Below are 24490 nucleotides of genomic sequence, written 5' to 3'. Positions count from 1 at the left end.
TGATACTTATTGTAGATACCGACCGTACAGTATGCACTACATCAGGTTCTTCCGCAATTGCCCGTATTATCAGACATCCCACACGAATCAATTAGAGTGTCTTCCAACTGGGGTAGTGTAGATGTGTCTCAGCGGCATGTATATGCTTGCGAATGGACAGAAGATTTAATGGTCTACTTCCTTAATGGTGATGAAAATTCAGCGCAAGGTATTAAGTAAGGCGTTGACGGCAAGTGAGGTTGAAAGCCTTAATACTGCTCTTGATCAGATGTATTCATAAATGTTTATGTAAAGTTGATTGATATAACCACTCCAAAATGGTATATTAGCATTATCAATTTGGAGGTGAGTATATGTTTGAAAAATGTGTATGGTACCCGGATTATTACAGAACTACAGATGATACAGAATTTGTATTGTTACATTTCCTAAAGGACTTAGTTTTTCAACACAGATTACGTTTTGTAATCGCATTAAGATATGCAAAAACAAGCAAGACTAAGATTGCTCGCATATTTTTCGATTTTGTATTATACAGAATGTCTCGGAAATATGGTCTGGAGATAAAGTCGTGTACGAATATAGGTAAGGGATTTTGCATAACGCACCCTTATAATATAACAGTACATCAGAAAGCTGTTATAGGGGAAAATGTTAGCATGCTAAAAGGTTCAACTGTTGGAATTTCAATGAGTGGTGCGCCTGTAATTGGGAATAATGTGTATATCGGTCTTAATTCTACTGTAATCGGAGGAATAACCGTCGGAGATAATGTTCTTATAGCTCCAAATACGATGGTTAATGTGAATGTACCTTCTAACAGCATTGTTATTGGATGTCCATGTAGAATAATACCGAAAGACAACCCAACAAAAAATTATATATGGAAAGTTTACACAGAAGAATAAATTAGCATTGCCACCGAGAATCTGAATTACATTACTTAACAAAGATATGCGTTAAAGCAGACTTTAATTAAGTAGATAAGAGCCGTAAATCCGAAAGGAACGGCTCTTTTTATCTGCACAATGTAAACTAGCGATTTTGGCGATTGAATGTTGAATGGTGGATGGGATAAGGTGATGCATAACGGTAAAACATGGGAATCTTTGGTGGATAACAATGTATGGGAGCCTGGAGCGACAGGAACAGAGAGTTTGTGGAAAGAAGTTGAATAATGTGATGGATGTTGATGATTGGTTAATTTATGGTATAATTCATTTAAAGGAGATGATAGCAAATGGATGATAGTACAAAAATAGAAATCATGTTAAAGGAATATCAGACTCTCAAAGAAGAAGAGCGAACTTTATATTCTTTTGAATTTACTATTGTAAGTATTTGGCTTGCTTTTTTAGGAGTATTGTTAGGAATTATCTTATCACAATTTAATATCCTATATGAAACAATACAAAAATTTGATGGAGTGACGATAAATAATTTTAATCAATATCTTCACGATTCTAGTGTACTTCCAGAATCCAGGAATACTATTGCTTTTCTTGTTACTGTTATATTACCTGGGGTGTGTAGTCTTTTTGGCTTAATATGGTTAGATCTAACTACGCGGTTTATCAAAGAAGCACATTATATATTTATGCTTGAAGAAAGTATTTTTGCCTACTGTAAAGATACTTCAAAAAACGGATTCGACCATTACCTTTTTAACGAGACGCGGAATGAACCTTTTATTAAGAAAACTAATTATGTTTATTATTATCTCATGTTAGGGTTGCTTATTATATGTCCCATCATAATTGGCATATTCATGATATGCAACCATGACATAGTTCCAGTTTCTCGTTTATACTGTGGCGTATTTGTTGCTATCGAAGTTTTAACACTTTATTTTGGCGGATTATATATAAACAGAATATTATCTTATTCTAAAGAAAAAGAGAAAGTTATGGATATAAATTCAATGACAGTTAAAAATGACGCTAAATAGTTGTGGTATTAATATATAAATAAAATATAGAAACAGAAAATTACCGTAGGTCAGTTGCCTGCGGTTTTTCTGTGTCAGAAAGCAGGTGACATATGAGAGAAACCAGAGCGAGACCGTAGAGGTCTTATTTTTATGCAGAAAATTATAGAAAGAGAGTGAGGTATATGAAGAAGATGGATAAGTTATTCAATTGGTTTAGTATTGTATTCGGGTTCGTTGGAGGATTCTTCTCGTACTGGCTTGGAGGATGGGACGTGCTGCTAAAAACAATCGTATTTCTTGCAGTAGTGGACTATATAACGGGACTCATTAAAGCGGTATATCTAAAACAGTTATCTTCCGAGATTGGATTCAAGGGGCTGTTGAAAAAGATTGTAATGTTTATTGTGATTGCAGTTGCTTTCGTGATTCAGCAGCTGATTGGCGGTACGATACCACTCAGGGAATGTGTGATTATGTTCTATATTTCAAACGAAGCGATTAGTCTATTAGAAAATGCGGCTATTTTTGTTCCGATACCGGATAAGCTGCGTGACGTATTGTTGCAGTTAAGGGAGAAGGATTCAGAGGGCGAGTAACATCGTCCTCTTTATTTTGAAAGGAGAACAAAGATTATGATTATTACAGGAATGGAGCACTTCCAAAGTGTGTGCAAAAAGAATCTCGTTGAGTGGTATCATAAAAACAGACCAGATATAGAGATTGATTTGAGCAATGTTTTTATCGTCTGGTCATGCAAGACTTTACAGAACTACAAATGTCTTGCATCTACTACAATCAGTGGAGACGGAATCTATGCTGAGTATACATACAACGGTGATAAACAAGAATTGTATGAGGATGTATACGGAAAGATTACTAACACTTGTCACACCGAGGAATAGGAGAGTCAGAAACGACTCTTTTTATGTGCGACGTCGCACGGAAAGGAGAAAGGGTATGGCACATGTATTTTTGATTTGCGGACACGGAGCAGGAGACAGTGGAGCGGTAGGCAACGGATATCAGGAGCAGGAACGTGTGAGGACTCTGGGGGCCAGAATCAAGGCTCTTGGCGGAGATTATGTCACACTGGCAGATACCTCGAAGAACTGGTACAAGACCGCAGGAATCAACACGCTGACGATCCCGAAGGACTGGCAGATCATAGAACTGCACATGGATTCCGGAGCATCATCCGCACGTGGTGGCCATGTGATAATCAAGCAGGGATATACTGCAGACAAATATGATAATGCACTTGCAAAAATGTTAAAAGAGATCCTTCCGGGAAGATCTAACATGATTGTGGGTCGCGGCGATCTGGCCAATGTAAACAGAGCAGCAGCGAAGGGGTACGGATACCGTCTGGTAGAATTCGGTTTTATTTCAAATGCGAATGACGTTAAAATCTTCAATTCCCGGATGGATGATATCGCCGAGGGAGTGCTGGAAGCGTTTGACATTCCGACGAAGCGAATCAAACAGATCCCGGGCAAGGCAAAAAATGACAATCAGCTCTGGTACCGAGCGCACTGCCAGAACCTTGGCTGGCTGGATCCGGTGCACGATGGACAGATTTCCGGCACAACCGGATTTTCTACCAGAATGGAGGCACTTTTACTTGATATCAGGAAAATCCGTGAGGAAAATCCGAATGCGAAATTATCCGGCGATTTCCATGTGCAGAATATCGGAACGGTACACCTTGATAATATCGAACCGGATACTCTGATCGGTACGATCGGTAAATCACTGAGACTGGAAGCATTCAGACTGCATCTGACAGGTGTTCCGGACAAGAAGCTGTACTATGAAGCCCATGTCCAGGATATCGGCTGGCAGGGTAAAAAAGCTGATGGCGAGGTGGCCGGAACGACCGGACAGTCACTAAGAATCGAAGCGGTAAGAATCTGGGTGGAATAGATTGACATAAAAAAGAAAAGAAGGGAAGCGCGCGCCGCTTCCCCTCTCTTCGTGTAAGCTTCTCGGTATAATTTCCGATCAAATATAGTGTAACATATTGTTTTTGATTGGCAATACGTTCGATGCAGAAAGGTATTTTGCGAGAAAGTTCGTATAATCATATTGTATCATCTTTGATTAGATTACATCATATTAAGTTTAAACGGTTAGTAACACGTTAGTGACAAAAATGCCGAAAAACCGCGTAAAATCAGCAAAAAAATTTAAATGAAAATTAAGAAAACTCCCCGCATGCTCTTAAAAAATCTTTGATAATCTTGTATACTGTAGAGGAGGTGATGAATATGTCTACAATTTTAGTTTGTGACGATGATAAAGATATCGTAGATGCGATCGATATTTACCTGACTCAGGAGGGATATCAGGTGCTAAAAGCCTATAATGGCGAAGAAGCAATCAAAGTTTTAAAGGAAAAGGAAGTGGATCTTCTGATTATAGATGTCATGATGCCGCGTCTTGACGGAATCAGGGCGACCTTAAAGATTCGGGAAGAGATGAGTCTGCCGATCATTATTTTATCAGCGAAGTCGGAAGATGCAGATAAGATTCTGGGATTGAATATCGGTGCGGATGATTATATGACGAAACCGTTCAATCCGCTTGAATTGGTTGCAAGAGTGAAATCTCAGTTGCGTCGTTATACCCAGCTTGGAAGTACATCAAAAGAAGACAGCAAATATGAATTTAAAACCGGAGGACTGGTCATCCGGGATGATTTAAAGCGGGTGACCGTGGATGGTGAGACAGTCAAATTAACTCCTATTGAGTATAATATTCTACTTTTACTGGTCAAAAATCAAGGAAAAGTATTTTCAATCAATCAGATTTATGAAAGTATCTGGAATGAAGAGGCGATCGGCGCAGATAATACGGTTGCGGTACATATCCGGCATATTCGTGAAAAGATAGAGATTAATCCAAAGGAACCTCGCTATCTTAAAGTCGTCTGGGGTGTAGGGTATAAGGTGGAAAAAATATAATCAGGAGGCGACAGTATGAATAAATGGTATAGGAGTGCGCCATGTAAGGGAGTTCTTCTTGTGTTGGAACATCTGATGGCGTCAACTGCGGCGGTCTGTCTTGTGTGGATGATGACTTGTTATATGAATGGCGGTATGGCGGCGATTTTGGATAAACCGGAGCAGAAATACGAAGACTCCAAAGCTTTTGAAGAACAGCTTCAGGGAGTTGCATCGGACATAATCTGGGCTGAACCCAGAATGGAAGAATTCGAAACAGAAGGAGTCTATGATGAAAATAAGACGGTAGACCTCAGAGAATTCCTGGATGATGAAACAATCTCGGGTGAGAATAAAAGCGGTCTGGCATATAGGCTTGGTGATTTGTATGAATGGGGGATAACCGGGGTATATGGAAACTATGGGGCGACAGCGGATATCGATAAAAAAATCATAGTCTGTAAGCGTGAAGATGGTACATACCAGTATTTTTACCAGGATGAATTTCAGAAAATGCTTGAGGATGGATCACTAAGATTTTCTACGATAGAAGAAGCAAAGAGCTTCGGGTACGAAACACAGGAAGAGATATTTGGATTACTGTTAAACGGAGAGGTAGGCTATGAGAGCCTATACAAAAATCTGCTCGACAGTGATGGGAGAATTGCATTTACCAGCTTTTGGCTATACGACGGGTACATGGTAGAAGAAACATATAAACCGCTGGGAGTATCAAATCTGGTGGAACTGGTGAATACAGATCCGAGATGGAATGGAAAACTGAGTGAAGTGATGGAGGCAATCGCAGAAGCGGTGGATCAGATTAATAATGAAGTGGATAACTGCCGGACGATCCTGAATGAATGGTCGGAAGGAAATTCGAATCTTTATTATTTGCTGGTGGACAGAAAAACAGGAAAAATCTATTCCAATAGGGCAGAGATTTTGAGAATGTCAGATTGGAAAGAGGGCATTGAGTACATCAAGAAATATGGAAAATATGTTGTTGTTACGCCAAAACTTGCTGAGTTTGAAAGTAATATGAAGAAATCGGCAACGGTATGGAAAAGTGTGATTTCGTCTTTTGTACGGACTAATGATTATGTTTGTGCATTTGCGGTTGATACTACATATCCGGTTCAGGACCAATTTTACCAGGAAAATGAAGTGTATAGTGAATATGCTCCCGTTTACAGGACGGTCTTTGGAATCGGAATAACAGCGGTAATTATTTTTTTGATTTGCCTGACGTGGCTTACAATCATATCCGGCCGTTCCAACCGTGAGGAGGGAGTCTGCCTTCTTACGATAGACAGAATGAAGACGGAAATTTTCATTGTGATTGTGGGAGGTGCATGTGCCCTGGCTGTAACTGCTGTTGCTTATGTATGTGATTCTATCTTTAGTCAGGGATATTATCATTATACGACATCAACAACCACCAGTTCGACATCCTATGCAATTTCCAATGGATATATTTTGTGGACGTGGGACAGTGTCATATTGTTGGGCATGGCTTTTATGCTGCTCTGCGTGGCAGTTTCGATCTTGTGGTTTGGAATGACAAGAAGAATCAAAGCACATACGATCTTGAAAAACAGCCTTTTCTGCTGGATATGCAGGTTTATAAAAATGATGTTTTCCAATATCAATGCTTTGTGGGGGACGTTGGTCGGATTTGGAGTATTTACTCTGCTTCACTGGTTTGCTGTCGGTTGGGCGTGGCAAGCACCTTTCTGGCTCATCGTCATGCTGGCGGCGGAAGCAGTGGCGCTTGTTGTAGTGGTTCGTTCGACACTCGGACGCAATAGGATCAGAAAAGGAGTGTCTGCAATTGCGGAGGGACAGGTTGATTATCAGATTCCACTGGAAGGATTGAGCGGTGAGCAGCGGGGAGTGGCGGAACAGATTAATAAGATTGGAGACGGGTTGGATCGTGCGCTGGAAGCAAGTATGAAAAATGAGAGGATGAAAACGGATCTGATCACCAATGTTTCGCATGATATCAAGACGCCTCTGACTTCCATTATCAATTATGTGGAACTTTTAAAACGTGAGAATTTCGAGGATCCGAAGATACAGAATTATCTTCAGATTCTGGAAGAAAAAGCGTTTCGTCTGAAAACGTTGACGGAAGATGTAGTGGAAGCCTCCAAGGTCAGCAGCGGTAACATTAAACTGGAGAAAATGAATCTGAATCTGGTCGAGTTGGTCAATCAGACCTACGCAGAGCTGGAAGAAAAATTTACAGACAGGAACCTTCATTTGGTTGTGAATCTTCCGGAGGAACCGGCAATTATATTTGCGGATGGCAGAAGAATGTGGCGCGTATTATTTAATGTATTCAATAATGCGGCAAAATATGCGATGGAGGGCACCAGAGTGTATGTTGATCTGATGACCGTGGGACAGGAGATCCGCTTTACTTTGAAAAATGTGTCAGAACAGCCTTTAAATATTTCTGCGGATGAGTTGACAGAGCGTTTTATCAGGGGAGATCTTTCACGAAGTACGGAAGGAAGCGGTCTGGGATTATCGATAGCAAAGAATCTTACAGAATTACAGGGAGGTACTTTTGAATTATATCTGGATGGAGATTTGTTTAAAGTGTTGATCTGTTTTCCGAAAGCAGAATAAGTTAGAAAATGTGAAACCTTTCAGAGAGCGGGAGCCCGGCGCAAGCCGGGCTCCTTATTCATGTGAAAACCCCTTGCGTTTCCAACATTTCCGTTTTACAATATTAGGGTATCTTCGACTATGATTCAGAGGAGTATATTATGGATACATTAAAATCAGTTTTGGATAAAAGTTTTAATATAGATTTTGTTTCTGCGGTGCTCAGTAATCCGCGGGAAAAAGATGGGACGGTGAAGGTTAAAATACGTCCGGTCATGAAGCAGGACAGACTGCTTTTTCAATGTGAAGAATACAGGAACAATCAGGCGTTTCATCTGAATCTGGAGGCGGAAGCGACTTCGGAATATGTGGAAAACCAGATGAAAGTTTTCAAGCAGATGCAGATGGAAACAAGGCAGTTCCGCTACCAGGTTCTTGTTAGTAAGAAAGGCAAGATGACGATACAGAAGAGACTGCAGACTGCTGAAGTGAAAGAAGCACTATATTCTGGAAGAAGGGAAAACGGTTCCTTTTCTGCGGGATCTGGGAGTTATGACGAAGACGGGAGAAATCGTGCGTACGAAGTTCGACAAGTTTCGCCAGATTAATCGTTTCCTGGAGTTTATTGAAGATATTCTGCCACAGCTGCCAAAGGACAGAGAAGTGACGATCCTGGATTTTGGCTGTGGAAAATCATATTTGACTTTTGCGATGTATTACTATTTGCACGAGCTGAATGGATATGACATCCGTATCATTGGACTGGATCTGAAAACAGATGTGATCGAAGCGTGTAATCAGCTTGCAAAAAAATATGGATACAAGAAACTGAAGTTCCTGGAAGGAAATATTGCAGATTATACCGGAAGCGACGAGGTAGATATGGTTGTGACGCTTCATGCCTGTGATACAGCGACGGATTTTGCGCTTGCGAAAGCTGTGGGATGGAAAGCCAAAGTCATTCTTTCGGTTCCTTGCTGTCAGCATGAGCTCAATGGGCAAATGGCAAATGAAGTGCTTGCGCCGCTGTTTTCCTATGGGCTGATTAAAGAACGGATGGCGGCACTTGTGACAGTGACAGATTCGCTCCGTGCGGAGTATTTAAAAAGGGAAGGGTATGATACACAGATTCTGGAATTTATCGATATGGAACATACGCCGAAGAATATATTGATACGGGCCGTATATACGGGAAAACGGGGAGACAATGATGAGGCAATCTGTGCATGCGAGAAAATGCTGCATGTTCAGCCTACGTTGGGAAAATTATTAAAGGGTGAAATATATGATTAAAAAAATAGCGGTGCGCGCAAGTGTTCTTACTGCCGTGTTTATCATGGCAGTGATTGTGTTCAGTTATCTGACCAATCGTGGGAATACGGACATGAGCGCTGATATGGATGGTGCAACATTGCCGAGAATTTCATTTGTGACGGAAGGGTATGAAATTAATTCCATTCCTGGGTATAAGAATGACATGGAGATTCCATCAATGCGCGATACGCTCACTCCGGTGGAAAATCGTGAGATAGAACTGCATCTCGAAAAATATGACACTCAGGTTCAGAAGATGACCTGGCAGGTATTTACATTGGACGGCGAAAAATGTCTGCAGCAGGAGACGTTAAAAGAGATTGGTGATGTGGAAACACTCAAGTTAAAGGGCGATGGAATACTGGATGAAGAACGTGTACTTAAGGTGACCCTCCATCTGGAAAATGAGGATGTATATTATTATACAAGAATTCGAAATCAGGAAGGATGCAATTATAAAACATGTCTGGATTTTGCAAATACTTTTCATGAGCGGGCCATGAAGAAAGAGCAGACAGATGAATTGGAGCCCTATCTGGAGACGACATCGGACGGTGCGGTCTCTACTTATCAGACAGTTACGATTCACTCGGATTTGAATCATGTAGTATGGGGAGAACTAAGGCCTCAGGTTGCTGGAGATGTGTTGTGGGAAGTGAAAGAGTGTAATGAGACATATACTTCCATCTTATTGACCTATCGTGTGAGGTGTGCCGGGGTAAGTGACAATCCGGAGGCATTGTATACAGTGAAGGAATTCTTCCGCGTCAGAGTTGTGGGGGATAAGCAGTATTTGATGGATTATAATCGAACAATGACTCAGAATTTTGACGGTACAACGAAGGCACTTGGCAGTAAGGGAATCCTGCTGGGAATCGCACCTGTGGATCTGGAATATCAGATTAATTCAGAGGGCACAATTGTTTCTTTCGTGCAGAATAATGAACTTTGGAATTATGACAAAGATGCCGATGAGATGTCGCTGGTATTCAGCTTTGCAGATGCAGAGAATGTAGATATTCGTAACTTTTATGACCGCCATGAAATTCATATTGTATCGGTGGATCAAGTGGGAAATACAACATTTACCGTGTCGGGATATATGAACCGGGGGACACATGAAGGAGAGACCGGTGTTGCGGTATACTATTTTGACAGTGAGAAGAATTCGGTGGCAGAGAAAGCGTTTGTTCCAAGCAGTAAAGGCTATTATGTCATGAAAGAAGAGCTCGGGAAATATGTGTACTACAGCAATAAAAGCGAAATGCTTTATGTGATGATGGATGGAACCCTTTACAGCGTTGACATGGAAGAAGATACCAGGGAAGTCCTTGTTCGAGGGCTTGAAAACGGACAGTATACGGCTTCACAAGACGGGCATCTGCTTGCGTATCAGGGAATCGGCGGTAAAGTAAATGAATCGGAAAAGATTACGGTTTTGAATTTGCAGACTGGGGATTCTTTTGAAATTGATGCGGAAAATGGTGAATATCTGAAACCAGTAGGGTTTATTAAGGATGATTTTGCATATGGAACGCTTAAGTCAGAAGACGGAGGACAGACACTTGCGGGTCAGTCTGTGTACCCGATGTATAAGCTGCAGATTATCAACCAGAAACAGGAAATTGTGAAGACATATGAAGTGGCTGATGTGTATTTGCTGGATGGCTATATTAATGATAATATGCTGCAGCTGAACCGGGTAGCGAAAAACGGAAATATTTATATGGCGATCACGCCGGATTATATCACAAATAACGAAGAACAGGCAGAGAGTAACATTAAACTGGAGTCCTATACAGAAGATACGCGGCAGAAAGTAATGCGTCTGACTTATGAAGACGGAATCAAAGACAGTAATGCCAAGCTCCTCAAGCCAAAGCAGGTATTGTTCGATAAGTCGATGACGATTCGGTTTGATGAGTCAACGATGGATGGCAAGTATTATGTATATGCGCTTGGAGAATTGCAGGGAGTTTATGAACGCGCAAGTTATGCTGTGATAAAAGCCAATGAAGTGAACGGTGTTGCGGTTTCCTCTAGACAGGCGTATGTTTGGGAAAGAGGAAACTGGCCTTCCGTGTATGAGGTGGAGAATATGACGGAATTCCAGATGGAAGAGGGCGAAACCGCAATGGCTGCCTGCTTGCAGCAGATGCTTCAAAAAGAGGGAAAAACAGCTGATGTGGTGAAAGAGCTGAATGCTGGGAAATCTCCGGAAACGATTCTCAGTACGTATATCGGAGGGGAGGGGCTGGACCTGACCGGATGTACAACGGAAGAGATCCTATATACGATCAGCCGTGAGACACCAGTTATTGCGATGTTTGAGAATGGGCATACAGTGCTGGTCATCGGATATAATAAAACGAATATTGCATATCTGGATCCGGCGGACGGGAAGAGATACTCTGTTACGTTTGCAGAAATGGAAAGCAAGGTCGGAGCTAGCGGAAATACATTTATCGGTTATGTGAAATAGTAAAAAATAAGAAAGTCAGGTAATAATATGAATCATATGGAACGAAATGAATTATGTTGGTGCGGAAGCGGTAAGAAATACAAAAAATGCCATCTTGCCATTGAGGAGAGGATTGCATATCATGAGGAAAAAGGAGAGATTGTGCCGACTCGTGATATTTTGAAGACGATTCCACAGATTGAAGGAATTAAAAAGAGTGCCCGGCTGAATACGGCAGTGCTGGATCATGTGGCTGAACACATTCATGCGGGAATGAGTACAGAAGAAATCGATCGCCTTGTTTATGATTTTACTGTGTCGCATGGAGGAATTCCCGCTCCGCTTCATTATCAGGGATTTCCGAAAAGTGTCTGCACTTCAATCAACAATGAGGTCTGCCACGGGATTCCGGATGAATCCATTATTCTGGAAGAGGGAGATATCATCAATGTGGACGTGTCAACGATTCTGGACGGCTATTTTTCAGATGCTTCCAGAATGTTTATGATAGGAAATGTCAGTGAGCGTGCCAGAAAACTGGTTGAAGTTACGAAAGAATGTGTAGAACTGGGACTTGCACAGGCAAAACCGTGGAATCATCTCGGGGATATTGCCGATGCAATCAATACGTATGCGAAGGCGAACGGATATTCTGTGGTGGAAGATATCGGTGGTCATGGAATCGGAGTGGAATTTCATGAAGATCCGTGGGTGAGCTATGTGACCCCGAAGGGAAGCGAGATGCTTCTGGTACCGGGAATGATTTTCACGATCGAGCCGATGATCAATGAGGGAAGCCCGGATTTCTTTGTTGATGAAGAAAATGAATGGACAGTTTATACGGAGGATGACGGACTTTCTGCACAAGTGGAATATATGGTGCTGATTACGGAAGACGGTGCGGAAGTCCTTACAAAATAATTCCAAAGAGTCCACTATTGTTTCTGGAGAAAGAATCAGTTATAATAAAAGAAATGTGGGCGGCGCGAGACGTTATCTGTATGCGGACGCTCTAAAAGGACAGAAAGGATGAGGAGCAATGTTAAGAATAGGAATGCTGACCAGCGGCGGAGACTGCCAGGCACTGAATGCGGCAATGAGAGGTGTTGTAAAAGCGATTTTCTCAAAGCGTGATGATGTGGAGATTTATGGATTTCAGGAAGGTTACAAGGGATTGATCTATTCCAACTTTAAAATGCTGACTTCCAGAGATTTCTCGGGAATTCTGACAGTCGGCGGAACAATCCTCGGAACATCCCGTCAGCCATTTAAACTGATGAGAGTGCCCGGACCGGACGGCATTGATAAAGTGGAAGCGATGAAGCATACGTATCACAAGCTGAATCTGAACTGCCTTGTTGTACTTGGCGGAAACGGAACTCATAAGACAGCAAATCTTCTGAGAGAAGAGGGACTGAATGTAATCACACTGCCGAAGACGATTGATAATGACCTCTGGGGAACCGATATGACGTTTGGATTCCAGAGTGCGGTGGATATTGCAACCGACACGATTGACAGAATCCATACCACAGCAACATCTCACAGCCGTGTATTCATCGTAGAGGTAATGGGACATAAAGTGGGATATGTAACACTTCATGCCGGTATTGCAGGCGGCGCAGATATTATCCTTTTGCCGGAGATCCCGTATAAACTGGATACCATTATCAATGCAATCAATGCCCGTGCAAAAGCTGGAAAGAGATTTACGATTATTGCAGTAGCGGAGGGAGCAATTTCTGAGGAAGATGCAGCGCTTCCGAAGAAGAAACTGAAAGAAAAACAGGCAAAGAAGAAATATCCTTCTGTTGCATATGAATTGGCTGAGAAGATCCAGAACCGTACCGATCAGGAAGTACGTATTACAGTACCGGGTCATACACAGAGAGGCGGAACACCATGCCCGTATGACCGTGTTCTTGCAACGCGTCTGGGTGCCGCAGCCGCGGATCTGATTCTGAAAGAAGATTACGGCTACATGGTGGCAATCAAGAACGGACAGATTAAGAAAGTGCCGCTTGCTGAGGTGGCCGGAAAGCTGAAGATGGTTGATCCGAATTCCGATATTATCAAAGAAGCAAGGATGACCGGTATCAGTTTTGGAAATGAATAGAAACTGAGGAGTAAAAGAACATGTCATATACTGCCTTATACCGCAAGTTCCGGCCTACGGAATTTGAGGACGTGAAGGGACAAGATCACATTATTACAACATTAAAAAATCAGATAAAGGCAGAGAGGATCGGACATGCCTATTTGTTCTGCGGAACAAGGGGAACCGGGAAAACGACTGTGGCGAAGATATTTGCCAAAGCAGTGAATTGTGAGCATCCGGTGGATGGAAGTCCATGTGGGGAGTGCCCGATGTGCAAAAGCATTGCGGCGGGCACTTCCATGAATGTGATTGAAATTGATGCGGCCTCCAATAATGGCGTTGATAATATCAGGGAGATCCGGGAAGAGGTCTCCTACCGTCCGACAGAAGGCCGTTTTAAAGTCTATATTATCGATGAGGTGCATATGCTTTCTATCGGGGCATTTAATGCACTTCTTAAGACTCTGGAGGAACCTCCGGAGTATGTTATTTTTATTTTGGCTACAACAGAAGCCCATAAGATACCAATTACGATTCTGTCACGTTGTCAGCGTTATGATTTTAAAAGGATTACGATTGACACGATTGCAGCGCGTTTGACGGATCTGATGAAGAAAGAACAGGTAGATGTAGAGGAGAAAGCTATCCGGTATGTGGCAAAAGCGGCGGATGGTTCCATGCGTGATGCGCTCAGTCTTCTGGATCAGTGCATTGCGTTTTATCTGGGACAAAAACTGACGTATGATCATGTACTGGAAGTCCTGGGAGCTGTGGATACGGAGGTGTTCAGCCGTCTTCTGCGGGAAATTATTTCTCAGAATGTGTCAGCAGTACTGAAAACGGTGGATGAACTGGTCATGCAGGGAAGGGAACTGTCGCAGCTCGCTGCGGATTTTACCTGGTATCTGAGAAATCTTCTTCTGGTAAAGAGCTCTGATAATATGGAAGATGTGCTGGATGTATCAACAGAGAATCTGGTGCAGCTCAAAGAAGAAGCACAGATGATAGAGGATGAAGTGCTCTTGCGCTATATCCGTATTTTCTCGGAGCTTACCAATCAATTGAAATATGCGACGCAGAAGAGAGTTCTGCTGGAAGTGACGTTGATCAAGCTGTGCAGACCGCAGATGGAAACGACCCGGGACAGTCTGCTGGATCGAATTCGCGCTCTGGAGAAGCAGGTGGAGGAAGGGATTACAGCAGCACCTGCCGGAGAACGAGTGGTGTATGTGAACGGAGATGCGCCGGCAGAGGCGCCGAAACCAAAGCTTCCGAAGGCAATCGCAGAGGATGTAAAGCAGGTAGTGTCTAATTTCCGCGGGATTGCAAATGAAGCATCCGGTATGCTGAGAACGTATTTAAAGCAGGCAAGACTGAGTGTAGGGGCACAGAATCAGCTTCTAATCGTACTCCCGGATGAAATCAGTGCAAGTGTGGTTGGGAGCGATTCACATAAGCAGGAGCTTCAGGAATTGATAGAAAAGAAAATCGGCAAAACGGTTGATATTGAAGTTCGTCAGGTTGAAAAAGGGCGGCATTTCGAGGACAGTTTTGTGGATATAGAAAAAATGATTCATATGGATATTACCATTGAAGATGAATAAAACCGGCAGCAGGACTGTCGGGGAAGAGATTGCAGCATTCAAGGAGGATTATTATTATGGCAAAACGAGGAGGATTTCCGGGTGGAGGAATGCCGGGGAATATGGCAAATCTGATGAAACAGGCACAGAAGATGCAGCGTCAGATGGAAGAACAGGCGAAAGAGATGGAGACAAAGGAATTTACTGCAACTGCCGGAGGCGGAGCTGTGGAAGTTACTGTCAGCGGGAAGAGAGAAGTGCTTAAGGTAAAACTTCAGGAAGAAGTCGTAGATCCGGATGATATTGAGATGCTGGAAGATTTGATCGTAGCTGCTACGAATGAGGCGCTGAGACAGGTTGAGGACGCCAATGCATCTGCGATGAGTAAACTGACAGGTGGAATAGGCGGAGGAATGCCGGGAATGTTCTAAAAGAACGTACAAGGAGAATAAATCATGGATTATTACAGCAGTCAGATAACCAAATTGATTGAAGAACTGTCGAGACTGCCTGGGATCGGAAATAAGTCAGCCGCAAGGCTGGCTTTTCATATGATAAATATGCCGAAAGAACAGGTGGAACAGCTTGCAAATACGATGGTCGAAGCGCGGAACAATGTGCGGTACTGTAAAGAATGCTGCACACTTACCGATCAGGAGCTGTGCCCGATCTGCGCAAGTACAGAAAGAGATCATCAGACAATTATGGTTGTGGAAAATACAAGAGATATGGGTGCATATGAAAAAACCGGAAAATATAACGGTGTGTATCATGTGCTCCATGGAGCGATCTCTCCCATGCTTGGAATCGGACCGGGAGACATCAGGCTGAAGGAACTTATGGCACGTCTTCAAGGAGATGTGAAGGAAGTGATCATTGCGACCAATTCCAGCCTGGAAGGCGAAACGACGGCGATGTATATCAGTAAACTGATTAAACCAACCGGAATCAAGGTGAGTCGGATCGCCAGCGGAGTACCGGTAGGCGGAGATCTGGAATATATCGATGAGGTCACACTATTACGTGCACTGGAAGGACGTACTGAATTGTAGAAACAGTGAGTATAGACTGAAATGATATTTGGGAATGATTCCGGAAAGGAGCTTCATGGGAAAGAAAAAAGTCACTTCTTCAGATGTTGCGAAAGCGGCTGGCGTTTCGCAGGCCACAGTATCTATGGTGCTGAACAGAAAATATAATGTTTCTTTTTCGAAAGAGACAATACAAAAGGTGGAACAGGCTGCAGGGGAAATGGGATATGAGATTCCCAAAAGAAAGAAGCGGAAGGAAAGCCGAAAGGAGAAGCTGATCGTTGTGTTTTGCCCTAATTTGACAAATCCATATTATGTGATGCTTCTCCAGGGGATTGAAACTCGTGCGAAAGAACAGGGCTTTGGGCTGTTCATCTGTAATACGCAGCGTGAACTGAAAATGGAAGAACGTTATCTGAAAATGATGTGGGAGTTAAAACCGCTTGGGATAATTTATACATGTAATCCGAGCAGGTGTTTTATGGAACTTGTAGAAGAACTTGCGGAACACATACCGATCGTGGTCGTTAACAATCAGAATGAACGATTAAATGTTGATGCGGTAGAATTGGACAATTCTAAACTGGGCCGTCTGATGGCACGTCATCTTCTGGAACTGGGGCATCGTAAAGTCGCATATATCGCTCCTCCGCTCACAACCCGGCAGAAGCAGCGGTCCAAACGTGTGGAAGGATTCCTGAAAGAGTTTGAATCGAGAGGATTGAAACAGAATGTGATCATCAAAGCTGCGGATGAGAAAATTGATATGAGTGTTCCGAATATTGATTCAGAGTATAAGATTGGATATGACCTGACAAAAGAATTGCTGCGGGAACAGAACGATGTAACGGCTATCGTAGGGTTGAATGACATGATTGCATTCGGAATTCTGGATGCACTTCAGTCGGAAAAATACAAAGTGCCGGGAGATATTTCGGTCATGGGGTGCGATAACACGTTGTTTGCAAGGATGCACAAGGTATCGCTTACAACAATTGAACATTTTGTGGTCTTTAAAGGAAGAGATGCCTGTGATATCATTATGAAAAAAATTGCTTCGCAGAACAGCAAGGTTTCAGAATTTCAACCCATCAGCACCTATCATGTTGAATATGAACCGAAATTGATCGTGAGAGGGACAACTTCGTATGCAAAAACTAAAATTAGTTCAAAAGCAAAAAATATTAGTAATAAATTAAAAGACAAATCTTGAAAATAGCGGTAAAACAGTTGGTTGATTAGTAAAATAAGATATAAATGTAGTTAATAATTTACGATTATTAATAAAATAAAATATTAATAAAAATACAAGGCTATTGACCAACTTCTCCTGAATGAGATATAATTTAAATAAACCGGGCGGCAGTAAAAATGAATCAGGCTGTCGAATTACGGAAAAGATTTCTTATATTTTAAGGAGGAGAAAAAGATGAAATTTTTCATTGACACAGCGAATGTTGAAGACATCAGAAAAGCAAATGACATGGGTGTTATCTGCGGAGTAACAACTAATCCATCACTGATCGCAAAAGAAGGACGTGTATTTTCAGAAGTTATCGCAGAGATCGCTTCTATTGTAGACGGACCGATCAGCGGAGAAGTAAAAGCTACAACAGTAGATGCTGAAGGAATGATCGCAGAAGGAAGAGAGATCGCTAAGATTCATCCGAATATGGTTGTAAAGATTCCTATGACCGTAGAAGGTCTGAAGGCTTGCAAAGCTTTAAGCGCAGAAGGAATTAAGACAAATGTTACACTGATCTTTACTGCAAACCAGGCACTTCTTGCGGCAAGAGCAGGAGCTACATATGTTTCTCCGTTCCTTGGACGTCTGGATGATATTTCTGTACGTGGAACAGATCTGATCAGCGAGATTGCAGAGATTTTCGCCGTAGCAGGTGATATTGATACACAGATCATTGCAGCAAGTGTACGTAATCCGATCCATGTAACTGACTGTGCACTTGCAGGTGCAGATATCGCAACGGTACCGTATAAAGTAATTGAACAGATGACACATCATCCGCTTACAGATGCCGGAATCGCAAAATTCCAGGCTGATTATAAGGCTGTTTTTGGAGAGTAAGTATAAACGGTCGAAAGTAACATTCATATAAACATTCCATCAGGAGGCAAATTTCATGGACAAGTTAGCACTTATGAAAACTGCAAATGAAATCCGTAAAAGTATCGTGACAGCAGTGCATGCTGCAAAATCAGGACATCCGGGCGGATCTTTATCTGCAGCAGATATTTATACATATTTATATTTTGAAGAAATGAACGTGGATCCGGCAGATCCGAAGAAAGCGGACCGTGACCGTTTTGTATTATCAAAGGGACATACTGCTCCGGGCTACTATTCTGCACTGGCTCACAAAGGATTTTTCCCGGTTGAGGATCTGACGACACTTCGTCATACTGGTTCTTATCTTCAGGGACATCCGGATATGAAACATATCCCGGGCGTTGATATGTCAAGCGGATCTTTGGGACAGGGAATCTCTGCTGCTGTTGGTATGGCGATCTCTGCAAAACTTTCCGGAGATGACTATCGTGTATACACACTTCTTGGTGATGGTGAGATTCAGGAAGGCCAGGTATGGGAGGCTTCTATGCTGGCAGGATTCAAAAAACTGGACAACCTGGTAGTGATTGTGGATAACAATAACCTTCAGATTGACGGACGTATTGATGAAGTAAATTCACCATATCCGATTGATAAGAAATTTGAAGCATTTAATTTCCATGTAATCAATATTGACGGACATAATTTTGATGAAATTGATGCTGCATTCAAGGAAGCAAGAGCTACCAAGGGAATGCCGACAGCTATTATTGCCAAGACTGTAAAGGGTAAAGGGGTTTCCTTCATGGAAGATCAGGCAGGATGGCATGGAAAAGCTCCAAATGATGAGGAGTATAAGATCGCTATGGAAGATTTAGAGAAAGTAGGTGAAGCATTATGTCAGAAGTAAAGAAAATTGCAACAAGAGAAAGCTACGGTAATGCTTTGGCAGAATTAGGTAAATTACATGATGATGTAGTCGTTCTGGATGCAGACCTCGCAGGCGCTACAAAAACCGGCGTGTTCAAGAAAGCGTTTCCGGAGCGCTTTATTGACTGCGGTATCGCGGAAGGAAATATGATGGGGGTTGCGGCAGGTATTGCTACAACAGGAAAAGTTCCTTTTGCAAGTACCTTTGCTATGTTTGCAGCAGGACGTGCATTCGAACAGGTACGTAATTCTATCGGATATCCGAAGAATAATGTAAAGATCGGAGCAACACATGCGGGTATCTCTGTGGGAGAAGATGGAGCATCTCATCAGTGTAACGAAGACATTGCTCTTATGAGAACAATTCCGGGAATGGTAGTTATCAGCCCATCTGATGATGTGGAAGCAAAGGCGGCAGTATTTGCAGCTTATGAGCATCAGGGACCGGTTTATATGCGTTTTGGAAGACTTGCAGTTCCGGTAATTAATGACAACCCGGACTATAAATTTGAAATCGGAAAAGGTATCGTATTAAGAGAAGGAAAAGATGTAACGATTGTTGCAACCGGACTTGAGGTCAGCGAATCTCTTGCAGCAGCAGAAAAACTGGCAGCAGACGGAATTGATGCGAAAGTGATCAACATTCATACGATCAAACCGCTGGATACCGAGCTGATTCTTACGGCAGCAAAGGAAACGGGAAAAGTTGTTACAGTTGAGGAACACTCTGTAATTGGCGGCCTTGGAAGTGCTGTGTGTGACGTGTTATCTGAAAATTGCCCGACGCCGGTTCTGAAAATCGGTGTAAATGACGTATTTGGCGAATCTGGTCCGGCAAAAGAGCTGATTGTGAAATATGGTCTGGACGCTGACAGTATTTATGAAAAAGTAAAAGCATTTGTAAAATAGTTGTTTTATCTGAAGCGAAAAACAGGCGGTTTTCGAAAACGAAAACCGCCTGTTTTTCGATCAAATCTTATGTTTTTCCTAAATTTATCAAAAATACTATAGAAAATGCGGCTATTCTGGTATACTAACAATGTCAAAAAAATGCAGCTCTTTATGGAAAGAGTGAGGGAGGAAATTATGCAGGCTTTCCGAAAAAGAATGGCAGGGCGTCTTCAGAAACTCCGCCGTGAATGGAATAAGGAATTCTATGATTGTATCCGTGATGTTGCAGAACATCCGGTGGTGCTCCGTATGAAATTGTATCCGCACCACGGTAGCAGTAATTGTTATCAGCATTGTATGCACGTCGCATATTATAATTATCAATGGTGCCGCTTTTTTAAGCTGGATGCACGTTCGGCGGCCAGAGGAGGAATGCTGCATGACCTGTTTTTATATGATTGGCATACACATGCCAGAAAAACAGGGGACCATTTTCACGGTCTGACACATCCTGAAACAGCATTGAAGAATGCGGAAAAATTTTTTGATCTGAATGACATTGAACGTGATATTATACGAAGTCATATGTGGCCGGTTACATTTTTTACAATCCCACATACCAGAGAAGCCTGGATTACGACCCTGACAGACAAATATTGTGGAGGATGCGAGACAAGTCGGCGAAAAAATGCAGATACAACAAGAATTCGAAGAGATTTGTCCCGGCTTGTCGAGTATTTTAATTATCTGATAGACACAAAGCGATAAAATAATTGATTTCCATATGCTATCATAAGCCAAATAATTATTTTGATGAGGTGAGAGTATATGGAAAACAGATTTCCCAAAAACGTACGTCAGATAGGAAATGTAAGTGATACTCCAAAGATTTATGTAGAAGATTATGTAGATACCTTTTTGAGCCAGATTTGTGAAAATACAGATGAGGAACCGGTGGGGGCGTTCCTGGTCGGTCGTATAGTGAGATCAGATGATCAGGAGGTTGTGTATATTTCCGGTGCGGTCCGTATGGAAGAGATAGGGATCGATGGAATGGATATTGTGATCGCAAGGGAGACATGGGAGAAAGCTCGGGAAGATTGCAGTGAGTATTTCGGTGGAAGAGAGATGCTTGGATGGTTCATAAGTCTTCCGGGATATCCTGCCGTATTAAATAGTAATTTGCGGCAACTGCATGAGCAGTATTTTGGTAAAAGTGGGACGGTTTTGATTTTGAAAGAACCATCGGGGACAGATGAGTTGTTTTTCGCACATAAATATGGTGAGCTGATGCCGATAGGAGGCCATTATATTTATTATGAAAAAAATCCGGCCATGCAGAATTATATGGTAAGCGCAAGAAAACAGATCGGCGTGACTCCCAGTGAAGCTGTGGAAGATAAGGCTGCAAAGGAGTTTCGTAATATTGTAAAAGAAAGATTTGAGTTTCAGGAACAAAAGCGTAATTCCAGATTTATGTATGCGGCCAGTGTCTTTCTGGTTCTTGTTGTATTGGTGATGGGAGTTACGACGATCAATAATTATGATAAAATGCGTTCCGTTCAGTCATCTGTGGAAGATATAAAAGAAAGTGTTGCAAGAAATGAAGAAAGATCTGGTACTGAAGAGACCACAGAGGCCTCAGCTTCCGGAGACAGTGTCACAGCTATGATGGAAGAGAAAAAACCGGAGAATCCGAGCGGAGAAGAAGAAAGTACAGCACAGCCTGAAAATGAGAATCAGGGAGAAGGGGATGGGGGAGAAACGTCAGACGATACTTCAGGAAATTTAGATGGGGCACAGGCGGATATAGCAGGCAATACGGCTTCCAGTACGATCCAGGAGATGAGTGAAGATATTTACATTGTACAGAAGGGCGATACACTTGCTAAGATCAGTAAAAGAGTTTACGGTGATATCGGACATGTAGATGCTATCTGCAGGATGAATGGGCTTGAGGACGGGAATTTGATCTTCATTGGACAGAAATTATTGCTGCCCTAGAGCAGAAAGTGATATACTATATAATAAATGACGGAAAGAAAAAGGACACGATATGGGAGTTATAGTAGAGTTACGAGATCCTATGGGGGATCTGCAGGAAAAAATAAAGGTGCACAGACGCCGTATACGGAGAAAAGGAATTTTAACGATTTTAACGATTTTGGCGGCGGTTATCAGTACATTTCTTTTGATCGAGGTGCAGACATATGGCCAGACAAGGGTGATGCAGGAGTATGGAAGCGGAGGAAATAATGGCGGCAGCTATGTGCAGTTCTCAACGGGAGTATTGAAGTATAGTCGTGATGGAATTGCTTTTCTGAATAAAAAAGGAGAGGAACAGTGGAATCAGCCTTATCAGATCAAGAATCCTTTGGTGCATGTAGCTGGCAATTCTGCAGCGACGGCAGATCGAGGAGGAAATGATATTTATGTATTTGATAAGAAAGGACTTCGTGGTGAAATTCACACAAATTATCCAATAGAACAGTTCGCAATTTCGGAAAATGGAATTGTAAGTGTACTGCTCAAAAATGAGAGTACACCGCAAGTAGTGTGTTATGATGCGGCAGGGAATGTACTGGTTGAGCACAGAACTTCCTTGAGTGGACAAGGTTATCCAATCGGGATGTCGCTTTCGCCGAATGGAACGATACTTCAGATTTCTTATTTATGCGTAGTAGATGGAGTAGAGGCGACTCGAGTGGCGTATTATGATTTTGCAAATACTGACGAAGAATACGGTGTGCCGGTGGCAGAAGAGATTTATAAAAACCAGGTAATTCCTGTATCTTTTTTCGCAAACAATAAAACATCAGTCCTTATCGGTGATGGGGCGTTCTTGATTTACAGAGGTACAAATCAGCCGGAATTGTCAAAATCAGTGGAAATTGAAAAAGAAATAAAAAGTGTTTTCTATGATAAAGAATATATTGGATTTATATTACAAAATGTGGGAACAGAAGGCTATGAACTGAGACTTTATAATATGTCCGGTAATCTGGCATTGTCCAGAGATTTTGAAGGGGAGTACAGTAATATTAAAGTTTCAAATGGCAATGTTATCATGTATGATGGAAAGAAGAGTTTGATTTATTCTGAACTTGGGGTAAAAAAATTTGAAGGGGAGATGGATAAAGAGATTATGGAGATCCTGCCACTTCAGGGAATAAATAAATACTTAGTGATGAACGCCGATGGTATAGAAGAAATTCGTCTGGTGAAATAGGAGTGCGTATGAATTGGTTATTGATTATAGTTGTTGGTATCTTATTAGTAGGAGTACTTGTCGGATTTGTAAGAGGGGGCGTGCGGATTGCGGTGTCATTAGTTGCGACGCTTTTTACGATTGCGGTGGTATTTGTTGCTACGCCTTATGTGAGTAAGGCAGTCATTTCCCTTACTCCGGTGGATGAAATGTTGGAAAAACAATGCATTCATACTGTTACAAAATTAATTTCCGGAGGACAGACAGCAGAGGGATTGACGGAAGAACAGGTGAGAGCAGTACTGGCTGGAGCGGGAGTTACAGAAGAACAGTTGGCGACGGCGGGAATTACAGTGCAGGATATTGTGGATGGAAAGGTATCGGGTGAGGATCTCGCAAAATATGGAATTTCCGCAGGAATTCTGGAGGGACATACGCAGGAAAAAGCAGCGGAAATTCTGAATGATGCGGAGATACCGCGCCAGGCTCAGATTGCGGCAATTGAGGGATCCGATATTCCGGATGTGTTTAAAGAATTGCTTTTGAGCAATAACAACAGCGAAGTTTATCGTGCATTGGGAGCCACTACTTTCATGGAATATATCAGCAAATATTTTGCTAAGCTGGTTATTGATATTATCTCCTTTTTGGGAACATTTGTTATTGTGACAATCGTTGTAAGAGCAATCGTATTTGCTTTGGATTTCGTTACTGAGCTGCCGGTTCTGGGAATCCTGAACAGATTGGCAGGAATGCTTGTAGGTGCATCTATTTCCTTGATTATTGTTGGGTTTATTTTTGTAGGAATCACATTATTATATACGACTGAGATTGGAAAAACACTTATGGGAATGATTCGTGAAGATGAATTTCTGACATTATTATACGAACATAATTACATAATGAAATTAATAACTGTATTTAGATAGATACAGGAAATTGTACGGTTATAAAAAAATATATAATGTAACTGGAAAAATCTATATTAAACTATCTGAATTGCATGAAAAAAATAAAAAAGAGAAAAAACATTGACAATTAAGGAAGTAAGTGGTAAGATATGACTCGTTGACCGGACAGGAATCAGAAATGAGGGGCCGGGCAGCGGGTCATAACTGATTTCCGAAAGGGCTGAGACAGAGGCCAGGGGGCGGCATGCAGAAGTCTGATAAGAAAAAAGTTGTTGACAAACGTCGAAAGATGTGATAATCTATTTAAGCTGTCGCTCTGAAGAATAGAGTTCCGAAGAACGGATCGGCAAAAAAGAAAAATAAAAAAGTCTTGACAGAAGCTTGAAGATGTGATAATCTAATATAGCTGTCGCGAGACAGAGAAGAAAGAACATTGATAACTAAACAATAGACAACAACCCTGAAAATTCTTTAAGAGATTTTTCAAGAACGGTTGAATCGACAGAT

The 24490-nt window shown here is 42.0% G+C and carries 21 protein-coding genes and 1 pseudogene; all 22 read left to right on the top strand.

What is annotated here, in order from left to right:
* Nucleotides 1–353: 353 nt before the first annotated feature.
* The 22 genes and pseudogenes from ACTNBF_RS07365 to ACTNBF_RS07260 all read left to right on the top strand — a co-directional run bounded on the left by ACTNBF_RS07365 (nt 354) and on the right by ACTNBF_RS07260 (nt 24001).
* A complete protein-coding gene (locus ACTNBF_RS07365; protein ID WP_441088954.1) occupies nt 354–908 on the top strand; it encodes a serine acetyltransferase in 555 nt (184 codons plus the stop codon).
* 332 nt (nt 909–1240) lie between these two features.
* Nucleotides 1241–1948, top strand: coding sequence for a hypothetical protein (locus tag ACTNBF_RS07360; RefSeq protein ID WP_441088953.1), 708 nt, complete (start codon nt 1241–1243; stop codon nt 1946–1948).
* 164 nt (nt 1949–2112) lie between these two features.
* The gene (locus ACTNBF_RS07355; RefSeq protein ID WP_441088952.1) at nt 2113–2526 is read left to right on the top strand and encodes a phage holin family protein; all 414 of its coding nucleotides are present in this window, start codon (nt 2113–2115) and stop codon (nt 2524–2526) included.
* 36 nt (nt 2527–2562) lie between these two features.
* The gene (locus ACTNBF_RS07350) at nt 2563–2832 is read left to right on the top strand and encodes a DUF6275 family protein (RefSeq protein ID WP_441088951.1); all 270 of its coding nucleotides are present in this window, start codon (nt 2563–2565) and stop codon (nt 2830–2832) included.
* Nucleotides 2833–2887: 55 nt separating this feature from the next.
* On the top strand, nt 2888–3853 hold the full coding sequence (locus tag ACTNBF_RS07345) for an N-acetylmuramoyl-L-alanine amidase (RefSeq protein WP_441088950.1): 966 nt from the start codon (nt 2888–2890) through the stop codon (nt 3851–3853).
* 344 nt (nt 3854–4197) lie between these two features.
* On the top strand, nt 4198–4893 hold the full coding sequence (locus ACTNBF_RS07340; RefSeq protein WP_427808069.1) for a response regulator transcription factor: 696 nt from the start codon (nt 4198–4200) through the stop codon (nt 4891–4893).
* A gap of 15 nt (nt 4894–4908) precedes the next feature.
* Entirely contained in the window at nt 4909–7509 is a 2601-nt protein-coding gene (locus ACTNBF_RS07335) for a sensor histidine kinase (protein ID WP_441050290.1), read from the top strand.
* Between the two features lie 140 nt (nt 7510–7649).
* A pseudogene (locus ACTNBF_RS07330) lies at nt 7650–8781 on the top strand (class I SAM-dependent methyltransferase).
* Nucleotides 8774–11284, top strand: a complete 2511-nt coding sequence (locus ACTNBF_RS07325; RefSeq protein WP_441050292.1) for a hypothetical protein — start codon at nt 8774–8776, stop codon at nt 11282–11284. The pseudogene ACTNBF_RS07330 and the gene ACTNBF_RS07325 overlap by 8 nt, the downstream one beginning before the upstream one ends.
* 36 nt (nt 11285–11320) lie before the next feature.
* Nucleotides 11321–12184, top strand: a complete 864-nt coding sequence (locus ACTNBF_RS07320; protein WP_441088949.1) for a methionyl aminopeptidase — start codon at nt 11321–11323, stop codon at nt 12182–12184.
* Between the two features lie 118 nt (nt 12185–12302).
* A complete protein-coding gene (locus ACTNBF_RS07315; protein ID WP_427808059.1) occupies nt 12303–13379 on the top strand; it encodes a 6-phosphofructokinase in 1077 nt (358 codons plus the stop codon).
* A 20-nt stretch (nt 13380–13399) separates the two neighbouring features.
* Nucleotides 13400–14965, top strand: coding sequence for a DNA polymerase III subunit gamma/tau (gene dnaX, locus ACTNBF_RS07310; RefSeq protein ID WP_441026723.1), 1566 nt, complete (start codon nt 13400–13402; stop codon nt 14963–14965).
* A gap of 56 nt (nt 14966–15021) precedes the next feature.
* Nucleotides 15022–15375 (top strand): YbaB/EbfC family nucleoid-associated protein, encoded by a 354-nt coding sequence (locus ACTNBF_RS07305; RefSeq protein ID WP_427808055.1) that lies wholly within the window; start codon nt 15022–15024, stop codon nt 15373–15375.
* A 24-nt stretch (nt 15376–15399) separates the two neighbouring features.
* Entirely contained in the window at nt 15400–15996 is a 597-nt protein-coding gene (gene recR, locus ACTNBF_RS07300; RefSeq protein WP_427808053.1) for a recombination mediator RecR, read from the top strand.
* A 55-nt stretch (nt 15997–16051) separates the two neighbouring features.
* The gene (locus ACTNBF_RS07295; protein WP_441088948.1) at nt 16052–17188 is read left to right on the top strand and encodes a LacI family DNA-binding transcriptional regulator; all 1137 of its coding nucleotides are present in this window, start codon (nt 16052–16054) and stop codon (nt 17186–17188) included.
* 216 nt (nt 17189–17404) lie between these two features.
* Entirely contained in the window at nt 17405–18061 is a 657-nt protein-coding gene (gene fsa / locus ACTNBF_RS07290; RefSeq protein WP_427808049.1) for a fructose-6-phosphate aldolase, read from the top strand.
* 55 nt (nt 18062–18116) lie between these two features.
* Nucleotides 18117–18953: a transketolase gene (locus tag ACTNBF_RS07285; RefSeq protein ID WP_427808047.1), complete on the top strand. Its 837-nt coding sequence runs from the start codon at nt 18117–18119 to the stop codon at nt 18951–18953.
* Nucleotides 18941–19882 (top strand): transketolase family protein, encoded by a 942-nt coding sequence (locus ACTNBF_RS07280; RefSeq protein ID WP_427820541.1) that lies wholly within the window; start codon nt 18941–18943, stop codon nt 19880–19882. The genes ACTNBF_RS07285 and ACTNBF_RS07280 overlap by 13 nt, the downstream gene beginning before the upstream one ends.
* Before the next feature lie 198 nt (nt 19883–20080).
* Complete coding sequence (locus tag ACTNBF_RS07275) at nt 20081–20632, top strand: phosphohydrolase (protein WP_427820555.1); 552 nt, start codon at nt 20081–20083, stop codon at nt 20630–20632.
* A 60-nt stretch (nt 20633–20692) separates the two neighbouring features.
* Entirely contained in the window at nt 20693–21868 is a 1176-nt protein-coding gene (locus ACTNBF_RS07270) for a LysM peptidoglycan-binding domain-containing protein (protein ID WP_427820540.1), read from the top strand.
* 52 nt (nt 21869–21920) lie between these two features.
* The gene (locus tag ACTNBF_RS07265) at nt 21921–23093 is read left to right on the top strand and encodes a DUF5711 family protein (RefSeq protein ID WP_441088947.1); all 1173 of its coding nucleotides are present in this window, start codon (nt 21921–21923) and stop codon (nt 23091–23093) included.
* A gap of 8 nt (nt 23094–23101) precedes the next feature.
* Nucleotides 23102–24001 (top strand): CvpA family protein, encoded by a 900-nt coding sequence (locus tag ACTNBF_RS07260; RefSeq protein WP_441088946.1) that lies wholly within the window; start codon nt 23102–23104, stop codon nt 23999–24001.
* Nucleotides 24002–24490: the final 489 nt, after the last annotated feature.

This window comes from Bariatricus sp. HCP28S3_A4, assembly GCF_052066395.1.
Classification (GTDB): Bacteria; Bacillota; Clostridia; order Lachnospirales; family Lachnospiraceae; genus Allocoprococcus.
Note: the sequence above shows the minus strand (reverse complement) of the source record. Positions and strands in the feature narration are given on the sequence as shown.

Excerpts from the sequence above, each read along its gene's own strand:
- ACTNBF_RS07305 (WP_427808055.1), top strand. The coding sequence starts at position 15,022 with ATGGCAAAACGAGGAGGATTTCCGGGTGGAGGAATGCCGGGGAATATG.
- ACTNBF_RS07275 (WP_427820555.1), top strand. The coding sequence starts at position 20,081 with ATGGCAGGGCGTCTTCAGAAACTCCGCCGTGAATGGAATAAGGAATTC.
- ACTNBF_RS07295 (WP_441088948.1), top strand. The coding sequence starts at position 16,052 with ATGGGAAAGAAAAAAGTCACTTCTTCAGATGTTGCGAAAGCGGCTGGC.
- ACTNBF_RS07360 (WP_441088953.1), top strand. The coding sequence starts at position 1,241 with ATGGATGATAGTACAAAAATAGAAATCATGTTAAAGGAATATCAGACT.
- ACTNBF_RS07265 (WP_441088947.1), top strand. The coding sequence starts at position 21,921 with ATGGGAGTTATAGTAGAGTTACGAGATCCTATGGGGGATCTGCAGGAA.
- ACTNBF_RS07335 (WP_441050290.1), top strand. The coding sequence starts at position 4,909 with ATGAATAAATGGTATAGGAGTGCGCCATGTAAGGGAGTTCTTCTTGTG.
- ACTNBF_RS07320 (WP_441088949.1), top strand. The coding sequence starts at position 11,321 with ATGGAACGAAATGAATTATGTTGGTGCGGAAGCGGTAAGAAATACAAA.
- fsa (WP_427808049.1), top strand. The coding sequence starts at position 17,405 with ATGAAATTTTTCATTGACACAGCGAATGTTGAAGACATCAGAAAAGCA.
- ACTNBF_RS07285 (WP_427808047.1), top strand. The coding sequence starts at position 18,117 with ATGGACAAGTTAGCACTTATGAAAACTGCAAATGAAATCCGTAAAAGT.
- ACTNBF_RS07325 (WP_441050292.1), top strand. The coding sequence starts at position 8,774 with ATGATTAAAAAAATAGCGGTGCGCGCAAGTGTTCTTACTGCCGTGTTT.
- recR (WP_427808053.1), top strand. The coding sequence starts at position 15,400 with ATGGATTATTACAGCAGTCAGATAACCAAATTGATTGAAGAACTGTCG.
- ACTNBF_RS07345 (WP_441088950.1), top strand. The coding sequence starts at position 2,888 with ATGGCACATGTATTTTTGATTTGCGGACACGGAGCAGGAGACAGTGGA.
- dnaX (WP_441026723.1), top strand. The coding sequence starts at position 13,400 with ATGTCATATACTGCCTTATACCGCAAGTTCCGGCCTACGGAATTTGAG.
- ACTNBF_RS07270 (WP_427820540.1), top strand. The coding sequence starts at position 20,693 with ATGGAAAACAGATTTCCCAAAAACGTACGTCAGATAGGAAATGTAAGT.
- ACTNBF_RS07350 (WP_441088951.1), top strand. The coding sequence starts at position 2,563 with ATGATTATTACAGGAATGGAGCACTTCCAAAGTGTGTGCAAAAAGAAT.
- ACTNBF_RS07340 (WP_427808069.1), top strand. The coding sequence starts at position 4,198 with ATGTCTACAATTTTAGTTTGTGACGATGATAAAGATATCGTAGATGCG.
- ACTNBF_RS07355 (WP_441088952.1), top strand. The coding sequence starts at position 2,113 with ATGAAGAAGATGGATAAGTTATTCAATTGGTTTAGTATTGTATTCGGG.
- ACTNBF_RS07315 (WP_427808059.1), top strand. The coding sequence starts at position 12,303 with ATGTTAAGAATAGGAATGCTGACCAGCGGCGGAGACTGCCAGGCACTG.
- ACTNBF_RS07260 (WP_441088946.1), top strand. The coding sequence starts at position 23,102 with ATGAATTGGTTATTGATTATAGTTGTTGGTATCTTATTAGTAGGAGTA.
- ACTNBF_RS07365 (WP_441088954.1), top strand. The coding sequence starts at position 354 with ATGTTTGAAAAATGTGTATGGTACCCGGATTATTACAGAACTACAGAT.
- ACTNBF_RS07280 (WP_427820541.1), top strand. The coding sequence starts at position 18,941 with ATGTCAGAAGTAAAGAAAATTGCAACAAGAGAAAGCTACGGTAATGCT.